17 protein-coding genes, 1 rRNA gene and 1 riboswitch are annotated in these 18,857 nt (G+C 47.1%); of the genes, 16 read left to right on the plus strand and 2 right to left on the minus strand.

The window, feature by feature from the left end:
- Window positions 1–110 precede the first annotated feature (110 nt).
- The 4 genes from rrf (at window position 111) to NST40_RS03255 (ending at window position 3,164) form a co-directional block, all read left to right on the plus strand.
- Window positions 111–227 (plus strand): 5S ribosomal RNA (rrf, locus tag NST40_RS03240).
- 238 nt (window positions 228–465) lie between these two features.
- Complete coding sequence (locus NST40_RS03245) at window positions 466–1,218, plus strand: acyl-ACP thioesterase domain-containing protein (RefSeq protein ID WP_342410399.1); 753 nt, start codon at window positions 466–468, stop codon at window positions 1,216–1,218.
- A 196-nt stretch (window positions 1,219–1,414) separates the two neighbouring features.
- On the plus strand, window positions 1,415–2,002 hold the full coding sequence (locus tag NST40_RS03250) for an RNA polymerase sigma factor (RefSeq protein WP_076128449.1): 588 nt from the start codon (window positions 1,415–1,417) through the stop codon (window positions 2,000–2,002).
- Entirely contained in the window at window positions 1,977–3,164 is a 1,188-nt protein-coding gene (locus NST40_RS03255) for a DUF4179 domain-containing protein (protein WP_076128451.1), read from the plus strand. The genes NST40_RS03250 and NST40_RS03255 overlap by 26 nt, the downstream gene beginning before the upstream one ends.
- A gap of 106 nt (window positions 3,165–3,270) precedes the next feature.
- Here the strand turns inward: NST40_RS03255 and NST40_RS03260 are convergent, their stop codons facing one another.
- Complete coding sequence (locus tag NST40_RS03260) at window positions 3,271–4,188, minus strand: AraC family transcriptional regulator (RefSeq protein WP_076278146.1); 918 nt, start codon at window positions 4,186–4,188, stop codon at window positions 3,271–3,273.
- 50 nt (window positions 4,189–4,238) lie between these two features.
- On the minus strand, window positions 4,239–4,685 hold the full coding sequence (gene tsaA / locus NST40_RS03265) for a tRNA (N6-threonylcarbamoyladenosine(37)-N6)-methyltransferase TrmO (protein WP_076148050.1): 447 nt from the start codon (window positions 4,683–4,685) through the stop codon (window positions 4,239–4,241).
- A 127-nt stretch (window positions 4,686–4,812) separates the two neighbouring features.
- Here tsaA and NST40_RS03270 point away from each other — a divergent pair, with 127 nt between their 5' ends.
- The 12 genes from NST40_RS03270 (at window position 4,813) to purF (ending at window position 18,759) form a co-directional block, all read left to right on the plus strand.
- Complete coding sequence (locus tag NST40_RS03270; protein WP_076278147.1) at window positions 4,813–6,948, plus strand: DNA topoisomerase 3; 2,136 nt, start codon at window positions 4,813–4,815, stop codon at window positions 6,946–6,948.
- A 161-nt stretch (window positions 6,949–7,109) separates the two neighbouring features.
- Window positions 7,110–8,333, plus strand: a complete 1,224-nt coding sequence (locus NST40_RS03275) for an MFS transporter (RefSeq protein ID WP_339281646.1) — start codon at window positions 7,110–7,112, stop codon at window positions 8,331–8,333.
- A 91-nt stretch (window positions 8,334–8,424) separates the two neighbouring features.
- Complete coding sequence (locus NST40_RS03280; RefSeq protein ID WP_036680925.1) at window positions 8,425–8,688, plus strand: DUF1294 domain-containing protein; 264 nt, start codon at window positions 8,425–8,427, stop codon at window positions 8,686–8,688.
- Window positions 8,689–8,728: 40 nt separating this feature from the next.
- Window positions 8,729–9,163, plus strand: a complete 435-nt coding sequence (locus NST40_RS03285; RefSeq protein ID WP_036680923.1) for a universal stress protein — start codon at window positions 8,729–8,731, stop codon at window positions 9,161–9,163.
- Between the two features lie 233 nt (window positions 9,164–9,396).
- Window positions 9,397–9,498, plus strand: a riboswitch (purine riboswitch).
- 305 nt (window positions 9,499–9,803) lie between these two features.
- Window positions 9,804–10,289 (plus strand): 5-(carboxyamino)imidazole ribonucleotide mutase, encoded by a 486-nt coding sequence (purE, locus tag NST40_RS03290; protein WP_036680920.1) that lies wholly within the window; start codon window positions 9,804–9,806, stop codon window positions 10,287–10,289.
- Window positions 10,286–11,518 (plus strand): 5-(carboxyamino)imidazole ribonucleotide synthase, encoded by a 1,233-nt coding sequence (gene purK / locus NST40_RS03295; protein WP_342410401.1) that lies wholly within the window; start codon window positions 10,286–10,288, stop codon window positions 11,516–11,518. The genes purE and purK overlap by 4 nt, the downstream gene beginning before the upstream one ends.
- 5 nt (window positions 11,519–11,523) lie before the next feature.
- Window positions 11,524–12,819 (plus strand): adenylosuccinate lyase, encoded by a 1,296-nt coding sequence (gene purB, locus NST40_RS03300; protein WP_342410402.1) that lies wholly within the window; start codon window positions 11,524–11,526, stop codon window positions 12,817–12,819.
- A 279-nt stretch (window positions 12,820–13,098) separates the two neighbouring features.
- Complete coding sequence (locus NST40_RS03305; protein WP_341001121.1) at window positions 13,099–13,989, plus strand: phosphoribosylaminoimidazolesuccinocarboxamide synthase; 891 nt, start codon at window positions 13,099–13,101, stop codon at window positions 13,987–13,989.
- A 124-nt stretch (window positions 13,990–14,113) separates the two neighbouring features.
- On the plus strand, window positions 14,114–14,359 hold the full coding sequence (purS, locus tag NST40_RS03310; RefSeq protein WP_036680912.1) for a phosphoribosylformylglycinamidine synthase subunit PurS: 246 nt from the start codon (window positions 14,114–14,116) through the stop codon (window positions 14,357–14,359).
- Window positions 14,360–14,364: 5 nt separating this feature from the next.
- A complete protein-coding gene (purQ, locus tag NST40_RS03315; RefSeq protein ID WP_076278150.1) occupies window positions 14,365–15,054 on the plus strand; it encodes a phosphoribosylformylglycinamidine synthase subunit PurQ in 690 nt (229 codons plus the stop codon).
- Entirely contained in the window at window positions 15,032–17,278 is a 2,247-nt protein-coding gene (gene purL / locus NST40_RS03320; RefSeq protein WP_038568661.1) for a phosphoribosylformylglycinamidine synthase subunit PurL, read from the plus strand. Before purQ ends, purL begins: the two co-directional genes overlap by 23 nt.
- Window positions 17,263–18,759 carry an amidophosphoribosyltransferase gene (gene purF / locus NST40_RS03325; RefSeq protein WP_036680905.1) on the plus strand — a complete coding sequence of 499 codons (1,497 nt, stop codon included), beginning with the start codon at window positions 17,263–17,265 and terminating at the stop codon, window positions 18,757–18,759. The genes purL and purF overlap by 16 nt, the downstream gene beginning before the upstream one ends.
- The last annotated feature ends 98 nt before the right edge of the window (window positions 18,760–18,857 follow it).

Here is an 18,857-nt window from a genome sequence, read left to right on the forward strand (position 1 = left end):
GTTTCGGATTCAGTTTTCAGGCATCAAGCCTGTAACACGCTTAGAAATTCATTGTCACTTCTGGTGATGAACCGAATTTCACGCGGCAGCGTCTGTTTCACAGATGCATGTTTGGTGGCGATAGCGGAGGGGTTCCACGCGTACCCATCCCGAACACGACCGTTAAGCCCTCCAGCGCCGATGGTACTTGGACCGAAGGGTCCTGGGAGAGTAGGACGTTGCCAAGCACACGAAGCCATTGTTGATTTATCAACAATGGCTTTTTTGTTCCCTTTATCACTTAATTTAAATAATGTGGATAAGTTATGGGGAATTAACGGAATTATAAAAGTTACTAACATGTGGATGAAATAATAAAATATATTCAAAAATGAAAGTAGTCCCCAATTTATGTGGATAGAGCAGTGGTATATGTGGATACTTCAAGTAAATGCAAGGATATTTTGCATGGCAGGAGGATAAACAATGGACAACAGTAGCAATCTTGTGTGGATAGAAGATTTTTCTGTACATGCGAGCGACACGGATTATCGTTCGCAGGGTAAGTTATCCTTTATTCTGGATATCATGCAATGTGCGGCAGACTTCGCAGTGGGTAATTTGGGGATCAGTGTGGAAGAAATTCTGAATGCAGGAATGGGCTGGATGATGATCACGTTAGATCTTGATTTTAAACGTATTCCCCGCCCGAATGATGTGCTCAGCGTACATACCTGGAGTAAAGGAACTAAAGGGGCACTGTGGCAACGGGATTATCGTATTTTCGATGCAGATCATATAGAAATCGCCACAGCACGATCCATATGGGCTTTAGTAGATATTGAGAAGAGAAAGATACTTAGACCGAACGCTCTCCCAGTTCAGGTTAAGCACTATAATGGCGATTCAGTAGGCGATATGCCTGTTAAGGTAACGATCCCTTCTGATATTACTATGGAAGAAACTTATCGGTATCAGATAAGATATAGTGGGCTGGACAGCAACGGACATTTGAATAATGCCCGATACGGGGATTTATGTTGTGATACGCTCACTTTAGCGGAATGGGATAATGCAGAGTTCACACGCTTCCGGATTACTTATCTACAAGAAGCTAAGTTTGGGGATGAACTGACTATTTTACGTTCAGCTGTAACGGATGATGGTATATATGTACGCGGTCAGAATAGTGATACTGTATATTTTGAAGCATGTATAGCGTTAAAAAGTGTCAAATAGTACGAATAAGTAAGTAATTTATAAATATGGAATATTATTATAAAAGCGATTTCTCCGAAAATCAATCGGGGCAGTCGTTTTTTTTATTGAAAACGGATGATGTTTCTAACATATTTGGAAAATCTTTTTGAGCCTGTCACAATTAAAGGGATCACATTCGTTATATAGTTGTAGTCAATAACAAGGAGGTGATTCTTTGGAACGTCGCAGCCCCGGGGTCCAAGTGAATCAAACAATAATTGAAGAGGCTATCGATCAGGTTCTTGCGGGTAACCGCGAAGCCTATAGAACTATAATACAAGCCTATGAAAGAAAGATTTATACGTATTGCTATTATATTTTGAGAAGTCATGAAGAAGCAGAGGATGCTGTGCAAGATATATTTGTAAAAGTGTATCAGGAACTCAGACGTTATGAGAAACGAGTCTCTTTTAGTGCATGGCTGTATAAAGTGGCCTATCATCATTGTCTGGATCAGGTTCGCAAACGCAAGCGAAGAAACCGTCTGTTGTCGCTATATAAAGAGCAGCAGCCCAAAGCCTATTATAATCCTAACGATGAGGAGCCATTGCAGAAGTTATTTATGGATGACCTGACAGCCGAAGAGAGCAATCTCCTGATTCTTAAGGTGGTTGAGCAGTACAGCTTTGAAGAAATGGGTCAGATTATGGATTGTAATTCAGCTACTTTACGCAAGAAATTTGAACGTCTACGCAAAAAGTTAGTCCGGCAAAGAATGAATGAAGGAGGCAGCCCTCATGGAGAAATGGCAAGATCGAACTGAAAGTCAGAAGATGGAGCACATTCGTCAAACATTCCAAAATCATGAAATGCCGGTAGACAGTTTCAGTGATTCAATTATGAAGCGAATAGGAGACGAGGGAATGGAAAAACGAGCGTCAAGAAAGAATGGAAATAAGTTTCTGAAAAAATCATTGGTGGCTGCCTCGGCAGCAGCAGTGTTGGGTGCAGGGATAATCGGTAGCGGATTTGTATCCCCGGTCATGGCAGAAACATTGAAGCAGATTCCTGTTGTAGGAAGTATTTTTAAGGGGATTGACGATAAAGGTCTAAATGCTGCTGAGGAAAAAGGATTATCTACTGCCCCTAACCAAAGCGTTACCCATGATGGAGTGACCTTAAAGGTTACCGATGCCTATTATGACGGCTCGCGGTTGGCTTTTGCGATTGAACGGGAAGGCATTGATAATGATAAGATGATGGCTGAGATGATTATTGAACCGATTGAGTTCGATCCATCGCTAACAGAACAACATGCGAAAGTGACAATGAACCAGTCCGAAAAAGGGTTGTTGGGTTCAGCAGAAGTGAAATTGCCGAATGGGAAAAAACTGGAGAGCCAAATGTCATCTTTTGGTGATGTTGAGGGAAAAAAGAATGCTATTTTATACGATTACAGAAATCTAAATAATATAGAGGCTTTGGGGGATGAATTTGAATTAAGCATCAGTGTGCCGGTTACACAAATTGCAGAGCCTTTTGTAATCAAGGTGCCGGTGAAAAAAGTAACGGAAGGAATTATCAAGCTTGATCTGAACCAAACAAAAGAGGCAGAAGAATTCAGTTATACGATTACCAAGCTGGAATTAACTCCAGCCACAAGCAGATTACAGCTCAGCGAAGAAGGTAAAGCGCCAACTGTGAAAGAAAAGGATGGATACACAACCTCTGAAATGTTCTATGAAATTGTTGATGAACTAGGTAATGCGTTCTCATCGGGAGGGTCATTTAACTTGCCAGCTATAGTCTATCCTTTGGTAGATAAAGATTTCATACCGTTCGCGCAAACACCAAAGACAATTACAGTTAAGCCGTTTACTTACTCCATTGATGAAAATCATAAAGCATTAAGGGATGAAGAAGGAAAACAAGTTAAACATTATTATCCGGAGCTTGAACAAACGATTCAGGTGGAGCAAAAGTAACTATTAATCCCATAAGCAAAAAAAGCCCGTGTTTGCATAGCAGATACGGGCTTTTTGTTAAAAAATGAGAATTAATAAGCTAGAAAACTATAATATCTTTATATTTCTAAGAGTAACGGTTGTCATCTATAAAAGACGACAACGTAGTCTCTTCTTGTAAAAATTCTAATGGAATGTAGATTTCACTCACCGAGTTTTCGTTATCTGGTCCAAGGTACAATTCACCATAATATTCCAATTCAAATGGAATGGACATCCTGTATTCTGTTTTCGGCAGCCAGATTCCGTAGATATATTTATAGGTAGAAGGGATATCACAAGAGCGGCCTTTATGGATGAATTTCAGATAACGTATGGGTGGTAAGATCTGAAGGGGGAAAGTCTGATTGTGGTCTGCTTTTATAGGACTAAGTTCGCAGGCACACATGATCGAAAACCCATTACTCTCATAGTCATCTGGCCAGAAGCCAAGCTGATAATATTTTTCAGGCTGTATTCTATCCGATATAGTGGCTACCTTATTGAAAAGCAAAGGCCAAGTATCAGAAATGACGGAGAAATCATGGTCTACTTTAACTACGGGTCCTTGAAGTATAATTTCTCCTAAATCAACGAGTTGGGGGGAGAGATCACTATCAGAAAGGACTTGAAGTAGATCCTGTTCATATAGTCTAGGGAGCAAAGGGAGTTTCGTTTCAGTAAGTCTTTTTCGAACAAGAGAGGGAGTCGTGTGCAGCATTCTTTTGAAGGCACGGGTAAAGGTCTCATAGTTACTAAAGTTATAGTCTAATGAGATGTCCTGGAATGAACGTTCTGGCATTCGATGAATGTCTAAGGCTGCTTCAGTGATTTTGCGTCTGGCTATATAGTCGCCGGGTGCTACCCCAGTGACTGCTTGAAATAGACGGGTGAAATGATAAAGGGAGTATCCCATTTCTTTGGAGAGGACAGCTACAGGAAGAAACGTAGTTAAGCGATCCTCAATGAGATCTAAGGCTTGAATGATTAGTTGGCGATTGTTCAAGAGATGTCCTCCCATAACAGTTAATAGAAATGGTGTCTAGCACGATTACTTCAATGATTTGCTGTCCAGTCGCCCCAAACAGCAGCCCAATCGGGAACTGTCACTTCCATTACGCGATCTGCACTAGGAAAATAGGCTTTGATGTCGAGAACCGGTGTGCCCGGATAGGCATCAAGCCCGGCCACCTCCACTATTCCAGAGTCTACATCGACAGACAGGATTGCTGCTACACTTAGCCCAATCGGATTAGGGCGAATAGGGGAACGGGAAGCGAATACTCCAGTTAAGGTCGCATCATAAGGAGGCTGAATCTGTGTAGTCTGCCGGAAATGATCCTCTGCAAACTCATGCAGCCACCAAAGTACTTGGCAATGACTAAACTGAGATAAACCTTTAAGCGCTGGTCTGAATTCCGGGTTGATTTCAAGCCGCAAATTATGTGCTGTACCTCTAACCGATCCTATAGATAATATATTATAGCTTTCTTGTTCATTCATTGACTATGACTCCTTTCGGGTATCAGATATGATCTAGTGTATAACAGAGGCATACGGTAAAGCCTGACGATATTTGCTAACATTCATTTAATGCTATAATGAAATTTGATGTGGAAAGGGGAGCATTATGAAGACATTAGTATTGGCGGAGAAGCCGTCTGTTGCACGCGAGATTGCACGGGTCATGGGATGCAATAATAAACAGAAGAGTTATATTGAAGGTCCAAAATATGTGGTTACCTGGGCGCTGGGTCATTTGGTCGGCCTGGCAGAGCCAGAGGATTATAATAAAAAGTTTGCAACTTGGGCCTTGGAGGATCTGCCGATTTTGCCGGAGAAGACCAAGCTGAAGGTGCTGCGGGAGACCAACCAGCAATATAAAGCTGTCCAGCATCTAATGAAGCGTCAGGACATTGAGGAGCTTATTGTTGCTACAGATGCTGCCCGTGAAGGGGAGCTGCTGGCTCGTTGGATTATGAATATGGCAGGGTGGAAAAAGCCGTTCCGGCGGTTATGGATATCCTCGCAGACTGATAAGGCAATTAAAGAGGGATTTGCAAAACTCCGTCCGGGCCGGGAATTTGATCGGTTGTATGAATCTGCACGTTGCCGCGCAGAGGCGGATTGGATGATTGGACTGAATGTCACAAGAGCTTTGACCTGTAAGTTCGGTTCGCCGCTCTCAGCAGGACGGGTACAAACGCCGACATTAGGGATGATCATGGATCGTGAACAGGAGATTACGGGTTTCCGTTCCGTCGATTTTGAGACGCTGACTGCTGATTTTGGGGATTTCCAAGCGGCATGGCGGGCCAGTAACGGTGATGGTCGAATATTCGAAAAGGATAAGACAGCCAGCTTAAAGGATAAGCTTACAGGACGCAGCGGCCGTATTATTAAGGTACAGAAGAGTGAGAAAAGTGAACCTCATCCACTGGCTTATGATCTGACTGAACTGCAGCGTGATGCGAACCGGAAGTTCGGCTTCTCCGCGAAGCAGACCTCCAGTGTGCTGCAGCGGTTATATGAGCAGCATAAACTTGTCACATACCCGCGTACGGACAGCCGTTACTTAACTTCAGATATGACGGGCACACTCAAGGAAAGACTGGATAGTGTTGCGGTCGGTCCATATGCAGCGTTAGCACGTCCATTGCTGCGCAAGCAGCTGCCGATTACGAAGCGAATCGTGGATGATAGTAAAGTCAGTGATCACCACGCTATTATTCCTACAGAACAGACCGTATTGTTAAATGGTCTGAGTACTGAGGAACGTAAGTTGTATGATCTGATTGTGCGGCGTTTTGTAAGCTTGTTCTATCCGCCAGCTCGTTATGATGCGGTAGCTGTAACCGTCAATGTGGAAGGCGAAAGCTTCCATGTCAAAGGGACGACAGTAAAAGATGCCGGCTGGCGCGAAGTATACGGCGGAGATATGAGTAGTGATGACGAGGAGGAATCTGCGGACGAGCCGGCAGCGGGCAGTGTAAAGCTGCCTGAGCTGCGCGAAGGGGCTGCTGTCACGATTGGCCGCTGTATGGTGCGTGCTGGCCGAACACAGGCACCGAAGCGTTATAATGAAGCTTCGCTGTTGACGCAAATGGAGAAGCACGGCCTCGGAACCCCGGCTACACGCGCGGATATTATTGAGAAGCTGGTAAGCTCCGATACGATTGAGCGGCAAGGTAATCTCCTGCATCCGACAGGAAAAGGTAAGCAGTTAATCGAGCTGGTATCCACTCAGCTACGAACCCCGGATCTAACCGCACGTTGGGAAGCTGAGCTGGAGAAAATAGCGCGTGGTCAAGGCAAACCGGAGCTCTTTTTACAAGGTATCCGCAGTATGGCACAGGAATTGGTAACAGGTGTGAAAACTAGCGGAGCAGAATATAAGCCGCATAATGTCTCTAACAGCCACTGTCCGGAATGCGGTACAAGACTGCTCGAGAAGAAGAGCAAACGAGGGAAGCTGCTGGTGTGTCCTGCAGATAACTGTGGTTACACCCGTGCAGGTGAGAAAAGACTATCGAATCGCCGCTGCCCACAGTGCCATAAGAAAATGGAGCTTAAAGAGGGTAAAGCAGGCATGTTCGTACAATGTCTAGGCTGTGGAATCACAGAGACCTTAGATAAGGATCACAAGCATGTTAATAAACGTGAACAGCAAAAGCTGGTGCAGCAATACAGTAAGCAGGAAAGCATTGGTTCTAACCTTGGGGAACTGCTGAAAGCAGCGCTTGAAGGACAAAAGAAGGATAAGTAGTAGGAATCATCGGATGGTTAGCTTCAATTAAAACGAATGATTAGAATAATGAAGGCTGCTGAGTGTGCTCAGCAGTCTTTTTTCTATCCTAGTAAGTTTATGTGGTCTACGGATAGGCTTTGAATTAGAATGGAAAGCAAATGAGTGGAGCAGGTGATTAGGTGGCAGCTGAGCAGCAGGCGAATCCGTTGAAAGCGGCAGATCGCCCACAGGGGCAAGGAAGCAGCAGGTTTTTCTTTTTGGTTATTGTATTTATGTTTTGGTTCTCTTCTTATATTTATGTGCCGGTGCTTTCACCATATGTTGAGCATTTGGGAGCATCGTATTTTATGGTGGGCATGGTGCTTGGGATATATGGGTTAATGCAGATCCTATTCCGTATACCCATTGGCATCGGTTCAGATTATTTAAATAGGCGGCGGCCGTTTATCTATCTGGGATTGATTGCGAGTGGAGTCAGCTGTTTTCTTTTTATGTGGGGAGCACAGCCGGGTTGGGCGTTGGCAGCACGTGCGGTATCCGGGATAGCAGCATCGGCATGGGTTGTGTACTCTGTGATGTTCGCAGGATATTTTCCAAAAGAGGAAGCTGGAAAAGCGATGGGCATGCTGCAATTCACTACAGTAATCGCCCAATTGACCAGCATGATGATCAGCGGCTATATGGTAGAGCATTGGGGCTGGAATGCCCCCTTCCTGATTGGGGGAATTGTAGCTATTGCGGCACTAATACTTGCGCTTCGGTTACCGGAACAAAAGCAGGAAAAACGGCAAAATGCCATACAGATCAAGGAGCTGGCTGGTGTTGTAAAGGAACCTTTGCTGGTAAAAGTATCACTGTTGTCTGTGCTGGCACACTGTGTGCTATTTATAACGATGTTCGGATATACTCCGAACCAGGCGCTGAATATCGGAGCAAGCAAAGAAAGCTTGGGCTGGCTAACACTTGCTTTTATGATTCCGCATGCCATCGCAACGCTCTACGGCTCACGTCTGTTTGGAGGGCTGCTGGGTGATAGAGGGAAGCTTATGCTAGGCTTCGCGGGAAGCGCGTTGTTTACGCTGCTCATTCCTTCTATGCCGACGTTAGCGGCGCTTTGTCTGACTCAGGTGGGGAATGGTTTTATGCAGGGACTTATTTTTCCGCTGCTGTTGAGTAAATCCGTATCAGAAATAGATCCTTTTAAACGGGCTACAGCTATGGGTTTCTATCAGGCCGTTTATGCGATAGGGATGTCAGCAGGGCCATTCGTAGCAGGTTGGATGAGCTCTGTATATGGCTTGACCGGAGGATTCTGGTTAGGTGGGATTGCGGCGGCGTTGGCTACAATTTTATCCTGGGTATGGATGAAGGATACGAAGCAGAAGCAGCTAAAAGAAACTTAACAGACTTGGCAGAGCGTGTAAGGATGATTGGTTTTTTGTGCAAAAGGGGAATATAATAGAGATAGGAAGCAAGGAGGAGGAGCCCGGGAGAATGGTCAAGGTTGTAATGTTGTGGTTTGTGGTAATTAATATTATCGGGTATGTAGTGATGTCCGAGGACAAGAACAAAGCCCGCAAAAGGCGGGAACGTGTACCTGAGAAAACACTTTTTCTGCTGGCAGCCATGGGCGGCGCACTAGGTGTGCTGATTGCCATGTACCGTAAGCGCCACAAGACGCGTCATACATCCTTCAGGATCGGAATTCCGCTTCTGCTGCTGCTGAATATCTTTTTGTACAGCTATTTTTTAAGATAATAGTCTTTAGGATTACAAACTAGAAAAAGAGGTGGCGTACATGTTATTCTCTAAAATTTTGCTAGCCTATGACGGTTCAAAGGCTTCTAATCAAGCATTGGAGCGCGCAATTGAACTCGCTAAAGTCACACCAGGTTCTATATTGCATGTCGTACACGCATTTGAATTCCCAAGATTTTTTATCGGAGAAGCTCTTGCACCACTACCAGCTTCAGTAAATAAAGAATATTATGATTTGGCAGTGCAGACAACCGAGGAAGTGAAGGGACGCCTTGAGGCTGAAGGCCTGAATGCTGAGGTTGAGCTTTTACAAGGATCTCCTGCGGAAGTGATTTTGAAATATGCTAAGGAAAATGCTATAGACATCATAGTTATCGGCAGCCGCGGGCTTGGCGGTATACGTGAATTTGTTCTGGGCAGTGTCAGCCATAATGTAGTACAAAGCGCTCGTATTCCAGTGCTGGTTGTAAAATAATATAGAGTTCAAAGGGACGCTGATAGCGTTCCTTTTTTTCAATTTAAGGCTGTACAGGTCTTAATCTGGAGCTTAAACACCATAGAGCGCTAGAGGTAGGAGCGTACGGAAAGAAGTACTTCTTCACAAAATATAAGGTTATTGAGAATTTAAATTCGCCCAAAAGCGAACATTTATTATGGTGATTTTACCAATGTTCGTGTTTGAGTTGACATCATGTGTAGGGGATTGTTAAACTGATGTCATGAAGAGCTCGTATAAAACCGGGAATATGGCCCGGAAGTTTCTACCCGGGAACCGTAAATTACCGGACTACGAGGAAATAGGATGCTAGAATGCGATAATGCAGTCCAGATAATGGAGTGATGCATTGTGCAGCTTTCCGCGCTTAATGCCAGTTTGGTGAGAGGCAAGCGGGAGTGTTTTTTCCTAATTCCTTTACTAGTCCGATCCTCCCGCAGCAAAATGCGTCTGGACATCGGGCTTTTTTAATATAAGGAATAAGTTACACGTAATACATCAACCTTATATTATTAAGGAAAACGATAGTCATCCCTGAAGGACGAGAATGTAGTCTCTGCTTGTTCGGATTTACAAGATAAAGATATCTCATACTAGTGATTGGAAGGTAGGTCGAATCATGTCTGTGCAGGTAGCTGTCATCATGGGTAGTAAGTCGGATTGGGATACGATGGAGCACGCTTGTGGGGTGCTGGAAGAGCTGGGTTTGTCTTATGAGAAGAAGGTAGTATCCGCGCACCGTACACCGGACTTGATGTTCCGCTATGCGGAGGAAGCCGCTGGCCGCGGTATTCGTGTGATTATTGCAGGAGCAGGCGGCGCCGCACATTTACCGGGTATGGTGGCTGCAAAGACGATCCTGCCAGTGATTGGAGTGCCCGTGCAGTCGAAAGCACTTAATGGGCTGGATTCGCTGCTCTCCATCGTGCAGATGCCTGGAGGCATACCGGTAGCAACAGTAGCTATTGGTAAAGCAGGCGCTGTAAATGCAGGCCTGCTGGCCGCACAGATCATCGGAGCGTTCGACCCCGAAGTGCAGCAGCGTGTGCAGCTGCGTCGGGATGCGATCCGCGATGAAGTATTGGAAAGCAGCGACAGCTTATGAGGCCGGAGGAGCTGAAGCTGCAGGAGGCTGGCGGCGCAGCTTCGCCAGCCGCACAAGCGTCCGGTGCGGACACCGTCCGGACGCTGCTGCCCGGCTCGACCGTCGGCGTGCTCGGCGGCGGGCAGCTCGGGCGCATGATGGCGCTGGCCGGCAGCGCCATGGGGTACCGCTTCGTGGCGCTGGATCCTGCGCCGGATGCGCCTAGCGGTCAAGTTACGCCGCAGATTATGGCGGCGTATAACGACCGGGACGCGGCGCGGGAGCTGGCCCGCCGCTCGGACGTCATCACGTACGAGTTCGAGAACGTCGACGCGGGCGTAGCAGCGCTGCTGGCGGAAGAATCGTACGTGCCGCAGGGCAGCGCGCTGCTGTATACCACGCAGCATCGGCTGCGCGAAAAAGCCGCCATCGAGGCGGCGGGCGTTCCGGTCGCCCCGTACCGGAAGGTAGACAGCCTTGCGGAGCTAAAAGAGGCGGCGGCTGAACTTGGACTACCTTGTGTGCTCAAGACAGCCACAGGCGGTTATGACGGCAAGGGTCAAGCTGTGATTCGTCAGGAAGAAGAGCTGGAAGAAGCTTTTCGGCAGGTTGCACCCGGTGAGGTGATTCCGGAGCTGGTGCTTGAGAAGTTTGTAACTTTTCAATGCGAAATATCCGTTGTTGCTGCACGTAGTGCATCTGGGGAGGTCAAAAGCTTTCCGCCTTCTGAGAACATTCATGTAAACAATATTTTGCATCTGTCCATTGTGCCTGCAAGAGTGTCAGCGGACATTCAGCGCAGAGCTTGCGAGCTGGCTGAGACTTTAATCGCAGGCCTGAATGCGGTTGGACTGCTTGCCGTGGAAATGTTCGTCACAGCGGACGGTGAATTGTTCGTCAATGAGCTGGCACCAAGACCGCATAATTCCGGCCATTACACCATGGATGCTTGCGTGACCTCACAGTTCGAGCAGCATGTCCGGGCGATTTGTAATCTGCCGCTGGGCGATACAACGCTTTTGACACCTGTAGTTATGGTAAATGTATTAGGTCAGCATTTGGATGGTGCGATTAAAGCGACCTGTACACATGAGGAAAAAGATAATAAGCTGGGTATTGTACCTAAGCTTCATATATATGGCAAGACTGAGAGTAAGACTGGTCGTAAGATGGGTCATATCAATCTGCTGTGCAAGGATACCGGAGACGGCCTATCCTGGGTGGAGCAATCTAAACTTTGGAGGAACTAAAGAATATGATCGAACGTTACAGCAGACCCGAGATGCGGGCCATTTGGACTGAGGAGAATAAATTCAAAGCGTGGCTGGAAGTGGAAATATGCGCTTGTGAAGCATGGGCGGAGCTGGGAGTCATCCCACATGAAGACGCTGCTAAGCTGCGTAAGGATGCTAAATTCGACATCGCACGTATTGATGAAATCGAACAGGAAACACGTCATGACGTAATCGCCTTTACTCGTGCGGTTTCCGAAAGCCTTGGCGCAGAACGCAAATGGGTACACTACGGCCTTACTTCCACAGATGTGGTGGATACAGCACTGGGTTACTTGTTGCGTCAAGCGAATGAGATACTAGAGAAGGATATTATTAACTTCATTGAGATCCTTAAAGATAAAGCTATTGCTTATAAAGATACACCGATGATGGGCCGTACACATGGGGTTCATGCTGAGCCAACTACTTTTGGTCTGAAAATGGCATTGTGGTACGAAGAAATGAAACGTAACCTGGAGCGTTTCCGCCATGCTGCGAACGGTGTGCAATTTGGCAAAATCTCCGGAGCCGTTGGTACGTATGCCAACATCGATCCATTCGTAGAAGAATTTGTCTGCCGTAAGCTGGGTACAAGCCCTGCACCGATCTCGACACAAACTCTACAGCGCGACCGTCACGCTGAATATATGGCAGCTCTTGCTCTGGTAGCAACCTCGCTAGACAAATTCGCTACCGAAATCCGCGCTCTGCAAAAGAGTGAGATTCGCGAAGTAGAAGAAGCTTTTGCCAAAGGTCAAAAGGGTTCATCTGCTATGCCGCATAAACGGAATCCTATTGGCTGCGAGAATATTTCCGGTCTGTCCCGCGTGATTCGCGGACATATGGTTACAGCTTACGAGAACGTGCCGCTCTGGCATGAACGCGATATCTCGCACTCTTCAGTGGAGCGTATCATCCTTCCGGATGCAACGATGCTGCTGAACTACATGCTGAACCGTTTCGGAAACATCGTGAAGAACCTGACTGTATTCCCAGAGAATATGAAGCGTAACATGAATCGTACCTTCGGCGTCCCTTTCTCCGGCCGGATCTTAACCAAGCTGATTGATAAAGGCTTCAGCCGTGAGCAAGCGTACGATACCGTTCAACCACGTGCGATGCAAGCTTGGGAAGAGCAAAAGCAGTTCCGTGATATCGTGGAAGCTACACCTGAAATCACTAATGTCCTCACCCCAGAAGAGATTGAAGATGCATTTAACCCTTCTTGGCACCTTAAGCATGTGGATACCATCTTCCGCAAGCTAGAACTGCTCTAAAAAATAGATGCGTTAATGGTGAACTAAGGAGCTAGGAATAGTACGAGCGGTTAAGGTTGTGCAGAATTGAAATGCAACTGGTCGATAAGGAACGGAGAGAAATTTTGGAACTGTAGAAGCGTTAGCGTTCGCCTTTATCCTCGGATTTCTACCGCGAGAAGCGGTTCAAATCAAGAAATCTGAGGATAACAGCGATCGGAAGTCCAAACATTCCTCGGAGTTACGCCTTTGAGACCAGATAGTTATTAGGGAGATCATTAGTTCAAGGGAGGAAAGGTCATGACATCATCGGCCGTATCCACAGCCGTGGAACTCATCAATGCGCCGCTGCTCTACAAAGGGAAGGTTCGTGAGCTATACGATTTAGGGGAAAATGTACTGATCGTAGTTACAGATCGGATATCTGCTTTTGACTATGTGCTGGACCCGGCAGTCCCTGAAAAGGGCAACGTGCTTAACCGTCTGAGCGCGTTCTGGTTCGGACAGACTAAAGAGCTGATGGAGAATCATGTCGTTCATATCGATGTGGATCTGCTCGGCGACGTAGTTAAGGACAAAGAGGCTCTCAGAAACCGTGTCATGGTGGTACGCAAAGCGGAGCGTATTGATATCGAATGCGTAGTGCGTGGATGCATCACTGGCGGCGGCTGGAGACAGTATCAAGAAACCGGCAAGGTAAATGGTATTGATCTTCCTGCTAACCTCCGCAAAAACGCGCTGCTGGCAGAACCGATTTTTACCCCTGCGGCTAAAAATGATGTAGGTCACGATGAGGATATTCCGTTTGAGAAAATGCAGGAATTAATCGGAGCTGATCTGGCGCTTGAGCTGCAGGAAAAGAGCTTAAAGCTGTTCGCTTTTGCTAGAGAGTATTGTGCTGAGCGTGGGATCATTCTTGCGGACTGCAAATTCGAATTCGGCTTGTTGGACGGTAAGGTGATTCTGATCGATGAGATTTTTACACCGGATGCTTCCCGCTTCTGGGCTAAGGATAAATACGCGCTTGATATTGAAATTGATAGTATGGATAAAGAGCCTGTTCGTACGTATCTATCTGCATCTGCCTGGGACAAGAATAGTAAACCTGATCCGCTCCCACTGGAAGTAGTAGAAGAAACTACACGGCGTTATCTGGGCATTTATCATCGTCTTACTGGCAAGTCTTTATAGTTCAACATAGTGTGTGCACTCATGGGAATAAATTCAGTATATATTTTTGAAGCTAAATGTACTCATTGTAGAATTTCAGTTTCAGAGGGTATGCTCATTAAAATTTAGGAGGAACTACAAGCATATGTTAAAAGCGACGGTATATGTCACCATAAAGAAAAGCGTTCTTGATCCACAAGGGGTAGCAGTACAAGGAGCACTTCATTCGGTAGGCTTCCAAGAAGTTGAAAGCTTGCGTATCGGGAAATATATGGAGCTGACTCTGGATACGGATAACCGTGCTGAAGCGGAAGTTCGTCTCAAGGAAATGTGCGAAAAGCTACTTGCCAACACGGTGATCGAGGATTACCGCTACGAATTGGAGGACTAAACGACATGAAATTTGCTGTACTTGTCTTCCCAGGCTCCAACTGTGATATTGATTGCTACAAGGCGGTAGAGGACAGTCTCGGCGAACCAGTCGACTATGTGTGGCATACAGCGACGGATTTGTCGGCGTATGATTGCATTTTGGTTCCAGGCGGATTCTCATATGGTGATTACCTGCGCTGTGGCGCGATTTCGAGATTTGCTCCTGTTATGGCGGAAGTTGCTAAAGCAGCAGAGCAAGGGAAATACGTGCTAGGCATTTGCAATGGGTTCCAAATTCTTACTGAGGCTGGTTTGCTGCCAGGTGCGCTTCGCCGCAACATGTCGATGAAGTTCCGCTGTCACGATACAGTGCTTAAGGTTGTTAATAATGAAACCCCATTTACTATTGACTATGCTAAAGATGAAGAAATCATCATCCCAATCGCACACGGTGAAGGCAACTACTACTGTGATGACGAGACTTTGGCAGAGCTGAAAGCTAACAATCAGATCGTGTTTACCTATAGCGATAATCCTAATGGCTCCGTAGCCGATATTGCGGGTGTTAGTAACATACAAGGGAATGTGGTTGGCATGATGCCTCACCCTGAGCGCGCGGCTAATAGTTTACTTGGTTCAGAAGATGGCAAAAGAATGTTTACATCCATACTGAAGACTTGGAGGGATCGTCATGACGCAGCAAGTATCCGTTAAGGAACCGACCGCAGAACAGATTGCGGAGCAGAAAATTTATAGCCAGTTCGGTGTGTCGGACAGCGAATATGAGCTGATCAAGTCTTTTATGGGACGTTTGCCGAACTATACTGAAATCGGCGTATTCAGCGTAATGTGGTCGGAGCACTGTGCCTATAAGAACTCCAAACCCCTCCTGAAACGTTTCCCAATTTCCGGACCACGTGTCCTGATGGGACCTGGCGAGGGTGCAGGGATTGTAGATATCGGTGACAACCAAGCGGTTGTTTTCAAAATCGAAAGTCATAACCACCCTTCAGCGGTAGAACCTTTCCAAGGTGCGGCAACGGGTGTCGGCGGGATTATCCGTGATATTTTCTCCATGGGCTCCAGACCTATCGCAATCCTCAATTCACTTCGTTTCGGGAAGCTGGAAAGTGATCGAGTGAAGTATTTGTTCGAGCATGTTGTGTCTGGTATTGCCGGTTATGGTAACTGTATCGGGATTCCAACGGTTGGCGGCGAAATCATGTTCGATGATAGCTATGACGGTAACCCGCTTGTTAACGCAATGTGTGTCGGTCTAATTGATCATGACAAAATCCAACGTGGTGTAGCTAAGGGTGTAGGCAACCCTGTCTTCTATGTAGGCCCTCCTACAGGACGTGATGGAATTCATGGTGCTACTTTTGCATCGGTAGAGCTTAGTGAGGAATCAGAAGCTAAACGTACCGCTGTACAGGTCGGCGATCCATTTATGGAAAAGCTCGTAATGGAATCTTGTCTAGAACTGATCGACAGCGGCATCGTTATCGGGATTCAGGATATGGGTGCAGCGGGTCTTACCTGCTCTAGTGCGGAGATGGCAAGTAAAGCAGGCAACGGTCTGGAGCTGTATCTTGATCAGGTGCCACAACGTGAAGAGGGCATGACGCCTTACGAAATGATGCTTTCAGAATCACAAGAACGGATGTTGTTCGTCGTTGAGCCGAAGGATGAGGCCCAGGCACAAGAAATTTTTGACCGCTGGGGTGTTATCTGCTGTAAAGTCGGTAAAGTTACGGATGATGGCCGCTTGAAATTGTATCATCACGGCGAGGTTGTTGGTGACATGCCAGTAACGGCGCTCGTGGATGAGTGCCCAGTATATAACAAACCCTCTGAGGTTCCTGCTTATTATATTGCGAATGAAAAGGTAGATACCCTTCGTTACGAGGAAGTTACGGATCTGGGCGGTGCATTGCGTACAGTACTTGGATCACCAACCGTAGCAAGTAAAGCATGGGTATACAATCAATACGATTACATGGTGCGGACGAGCACAGCTGTACGCCCTGGATCTGACGCGGCTGTAGTTACCATTCATGGTACTCGTAAAGGACTTGCGATGACTACAGACTGTAATGGCCGTTATGTTCATCTTGATCCTGAAGTGGGCGGACGTATCGCAGTCAGCGAAGCGGCACGCAACATCGTTTGTTCCGGTGCTGAACCGCTGGCTATTACGGATAATCTGAACTTTGGAAATCCTGAGAAGCCTGATGTGTTCTGGCAAATGGAGCGTGCGGTTGATGGTATGGCTGAAGCATGTCGTGTGCTGGATACTCCGGTTATCGGTGGTAATGTCAGTCTTTATAACGAAAATACTACGGGTTCCATCTATCCAACGCCGGTTGTCGGCATGGTTGGTTTAGTAGCGGACACGGATCATATTACGACTCAAGGGTTCAAGCAAGAAGGCGATTCCATTCTTCTGCTGGGAGTGACCAAGGCTGAGCTGGGCGGCAGTGAATTCCAATATGCTGTTCATGGAGTGACCGAAGGTCGTCCTCCGGCTTTGGATTTGGCTACTGAGAAAAAACTGCTGAACGCAGTCCTTACCTCAATTCGTGGCGGTCTGGTGCGTTCCGCTCATGACTTGTCCGAAGGTGGACTAGCCGTAGCGCTTGCAGAGAGCTGTATCAGCGGCGGAATCGGAGCGAACGTTGAACTTTCAGCTAACGGTCTTAGATCTGATGTAGCATTGTTCAGCGAAAGCCAATCACGCATTGTGCTGACAGCCGCTCCTGAACGTGCGGAAGAGCTGAAAGCAGCGATTGCAGCCAGCGGTGTTCCCGTGGAAATCATCGGAACTGTAGGTGGAGACAGACTGCGCGTAAATCTGGACGGCGTGTCCGCACTAGATGAAGCTGTAGCAGAATTGAAATTCGTTTGGGAGGATGCTATTCCATGTCTTATGAAATAAAGACCGGGAAAGAGCAGGAGACTCCTATCCTGTGGACTGGTGACTTTTACAATGAAGGAACGGGCTCGGGAGATATTTTTGACACATTAAAAGAGGAATGCGGCGTTTTCGGGGTCTTCGGACACCCGGAAGCGGCGTCCATGTCTTATTACGGCTTACACGCCTTACAACATCGTGGAGAAGAAAGTGCGGGAATCTGCGTAGCAGACGGCCGCGATTTCAACTATCACCGCGGGATGGGGTTAGTAAAAGAAGTATTCGACAAGGACAAAATAGCCTCATTGGTTGGAGACATGTCCATTGGGCATGTACGTTATTCCACTAGTGGAGACAGTCGCTTAACCAATGCGCAGCCACTGGTATTTAAATATCGTGACGGCGATTTGGCGATTGCTACGAACGGCAACATAGTAAATGAACCGTTGATCCGCAAACAGCTGGAGCAAAGCGGATCGATCTTTCAAACTACGAGTGATACAGAAGTGCTGGCGCATTTAATTGCCCGTTCGCCAAAGGATTTTGTTGAAGCGGCAAAAGATGCGCTGCAGCAGCTCGTTGGCGGGTTTGCTTTTCTGCTTATGACAAATGACAAGTTGATTGTCGCTTCAGATTCCCATGGCTTGCGTCCGCTAGTGATGGGACGGATTGGTGAAGCTTATATTTTTGCTTCCGAGTCCTGCGCATTAGAGGTCATTGGGGCGCAGCTGGTTCGAGATATTGAGCCGGGCGAACTGCTTGTCCTCGACAAAAACGGCCTCTTAGAGGACCGTTTTACCGAACCCAAACGTAAAGCGCTGTGCGCGATGGAGTATATTTACTTCTCACGCCCAGACAGTGATATGAACGGCTCTAACCTGCACTCCGCCCGTAAGCGGATGGGTAGCCGCATGGCACTGGAAGCTTTTGTCGATGCTGATCTCGTAACCGGTGTGCCGGATTCCAGTATTTCAGCAGCTATCGGGTATGCCGAGCAAACGGGAATTCCTTATGAGCTTGGGCTCATTAAGAATAAGTACACTGGACGGACCTTCATCCAGCCGAGCCAAGAACTGCGTGAGCAAGGTGTGAAGATGAAGCTGAGCGCCGTGCGCAGCGTAGTTGATGGCAAACGTGTCGTTATGATCGATGATTCCATCGTTCGTGGCACGACCTCACGCCGAATCGTCAATCTGCTTCGGGAAGCGGGAGCTGTTGAAGTGCATGTGCGGATTACTTCGCCACCGTTCAAGAATCCTTGCTTCTACGGCATTGATACACCAGACCGCCGCGACCTCATCGCGTCCTACAAGACCATTGAGGAAATGTGCGAAGAGATCAACGCCGATTCCTTGGCATTTTTGTCGCCGGAAGGCTTAATCTCTTCCATTGGTGGACACAACAAAGACGACTACAAAGGCGGACTTTGCCTTTCTTGCTTTGATAATGATTACCCGACGCAGGTGGATTTTGGCGGGGCAGAGAAAGATGGCTGCTCGTGTTGACCTCCCCCTAAGTCCCCCTTTCAAAGGGGGATTCCGAAGGGCTCTGCCCTCCGGCCACCCGAAAGCTCGGCGGTAGGAGTTAGGTTATAACTTGCTAA

The sequence above is a fragment of the Paenibacillus sp. FSL R10-2778 genome, assembly GCF_038593035.1.
Classification (GTDB): Bacteria; Bacillota; Bacilli; order Paenibacillales; family Paenibacillaceae; genus Paenibacillus_AQ; species Paenibacillus_AQ odorifer.

Coding starts and splice junctions, on each gene's coding strand:
- purF (WP_036680905.1), top strand. CDS start 17,263: ATGTCTTATGAAATAAAGACCGGGAAAGAGCAGGAGACTCCTATCCTG.
- NST40_RS03285 (WP_036680923.1), top strand. CDS start 8,729: ATGTTATTCTCTAAAATTTTGCTAGCCTATGACGGTTCAAAGGCTTCT.
- purS (WP_036680912.1), top strand. CDS start 14,114: ATGTTAAAAGCGACGGTATATGTCACCATAAAGAAAAGCGTTCTTGAT.
- tsaA (WP_076148050.1), bottom strand. CDS start 4,685: ATGAATGAACAAGAAAGCTATAATATATTATCTATAGGATCGGTTAGA.
- NST40_RS03305 (WP_341001121.1), top strand. CDS start 13,099: ATGACATCATCGGCCGTATCCACAGCCGTGGAACTCATCAATGCGCCG.
- purL (WP_038568661.1), top strand. CDS start 15,032: ATGACGCAGCAAGTATCCGTTAAGGAACCGACCGCAGAACAGATTGCG.
- NST40_RS03280 (WP_036680925.1), top strand. CDS start 8,425: ATGGTCAAGGTTGTAATGTTGTGGTTTGTGGTAATTAATATTATCGGG.
- purK (WP_342410401.1), top strand. CDS start 10,286: ATGAGGCCGGAGGAGCTGAAGCTGCAGGAGGCTGGCGGCGCAGCTTCG.
- NST40_RS03270 (WP_076278147.1), top strand. CDS start 4,813: ATGAAGACATTAGTATTGGCGGAGAAGCCGTCTGTTGCACGCGAGATT.
- NST40_RS03255 (WP_076128451.1), top strand. CDS start 1,977: ATGGAGAAATGGCAAGATCGAACTGAAAGTCAGAAGATGGAGCACATT.
- purE (WP_036680920.1), top strand. CDS start 9,804: ATGTCTGTGCAGGTAGCTGTCATCATGGGTAGTAAGTCGGATTGGGAT.
- purQ (WP_076278150.1), top strand. CDS start 14,365: ATGAAATTTGCTGTACTTGTCTTCCCAGGCTCCAACTGTGATATTGAT.
- purB (WP_342410402.1), top strand. CDS start 11,524: ATGATCGAACGTTACAGCAGACCCGAGATGCGGGCCATTTGGACTGAG.
- NST40_RS03245 (WP_342410399.1), top strand. CDS start 466: ATGGACAACAGTAGCAATCTTGTGTGGATAGAAGATTTTTCTGTACAT.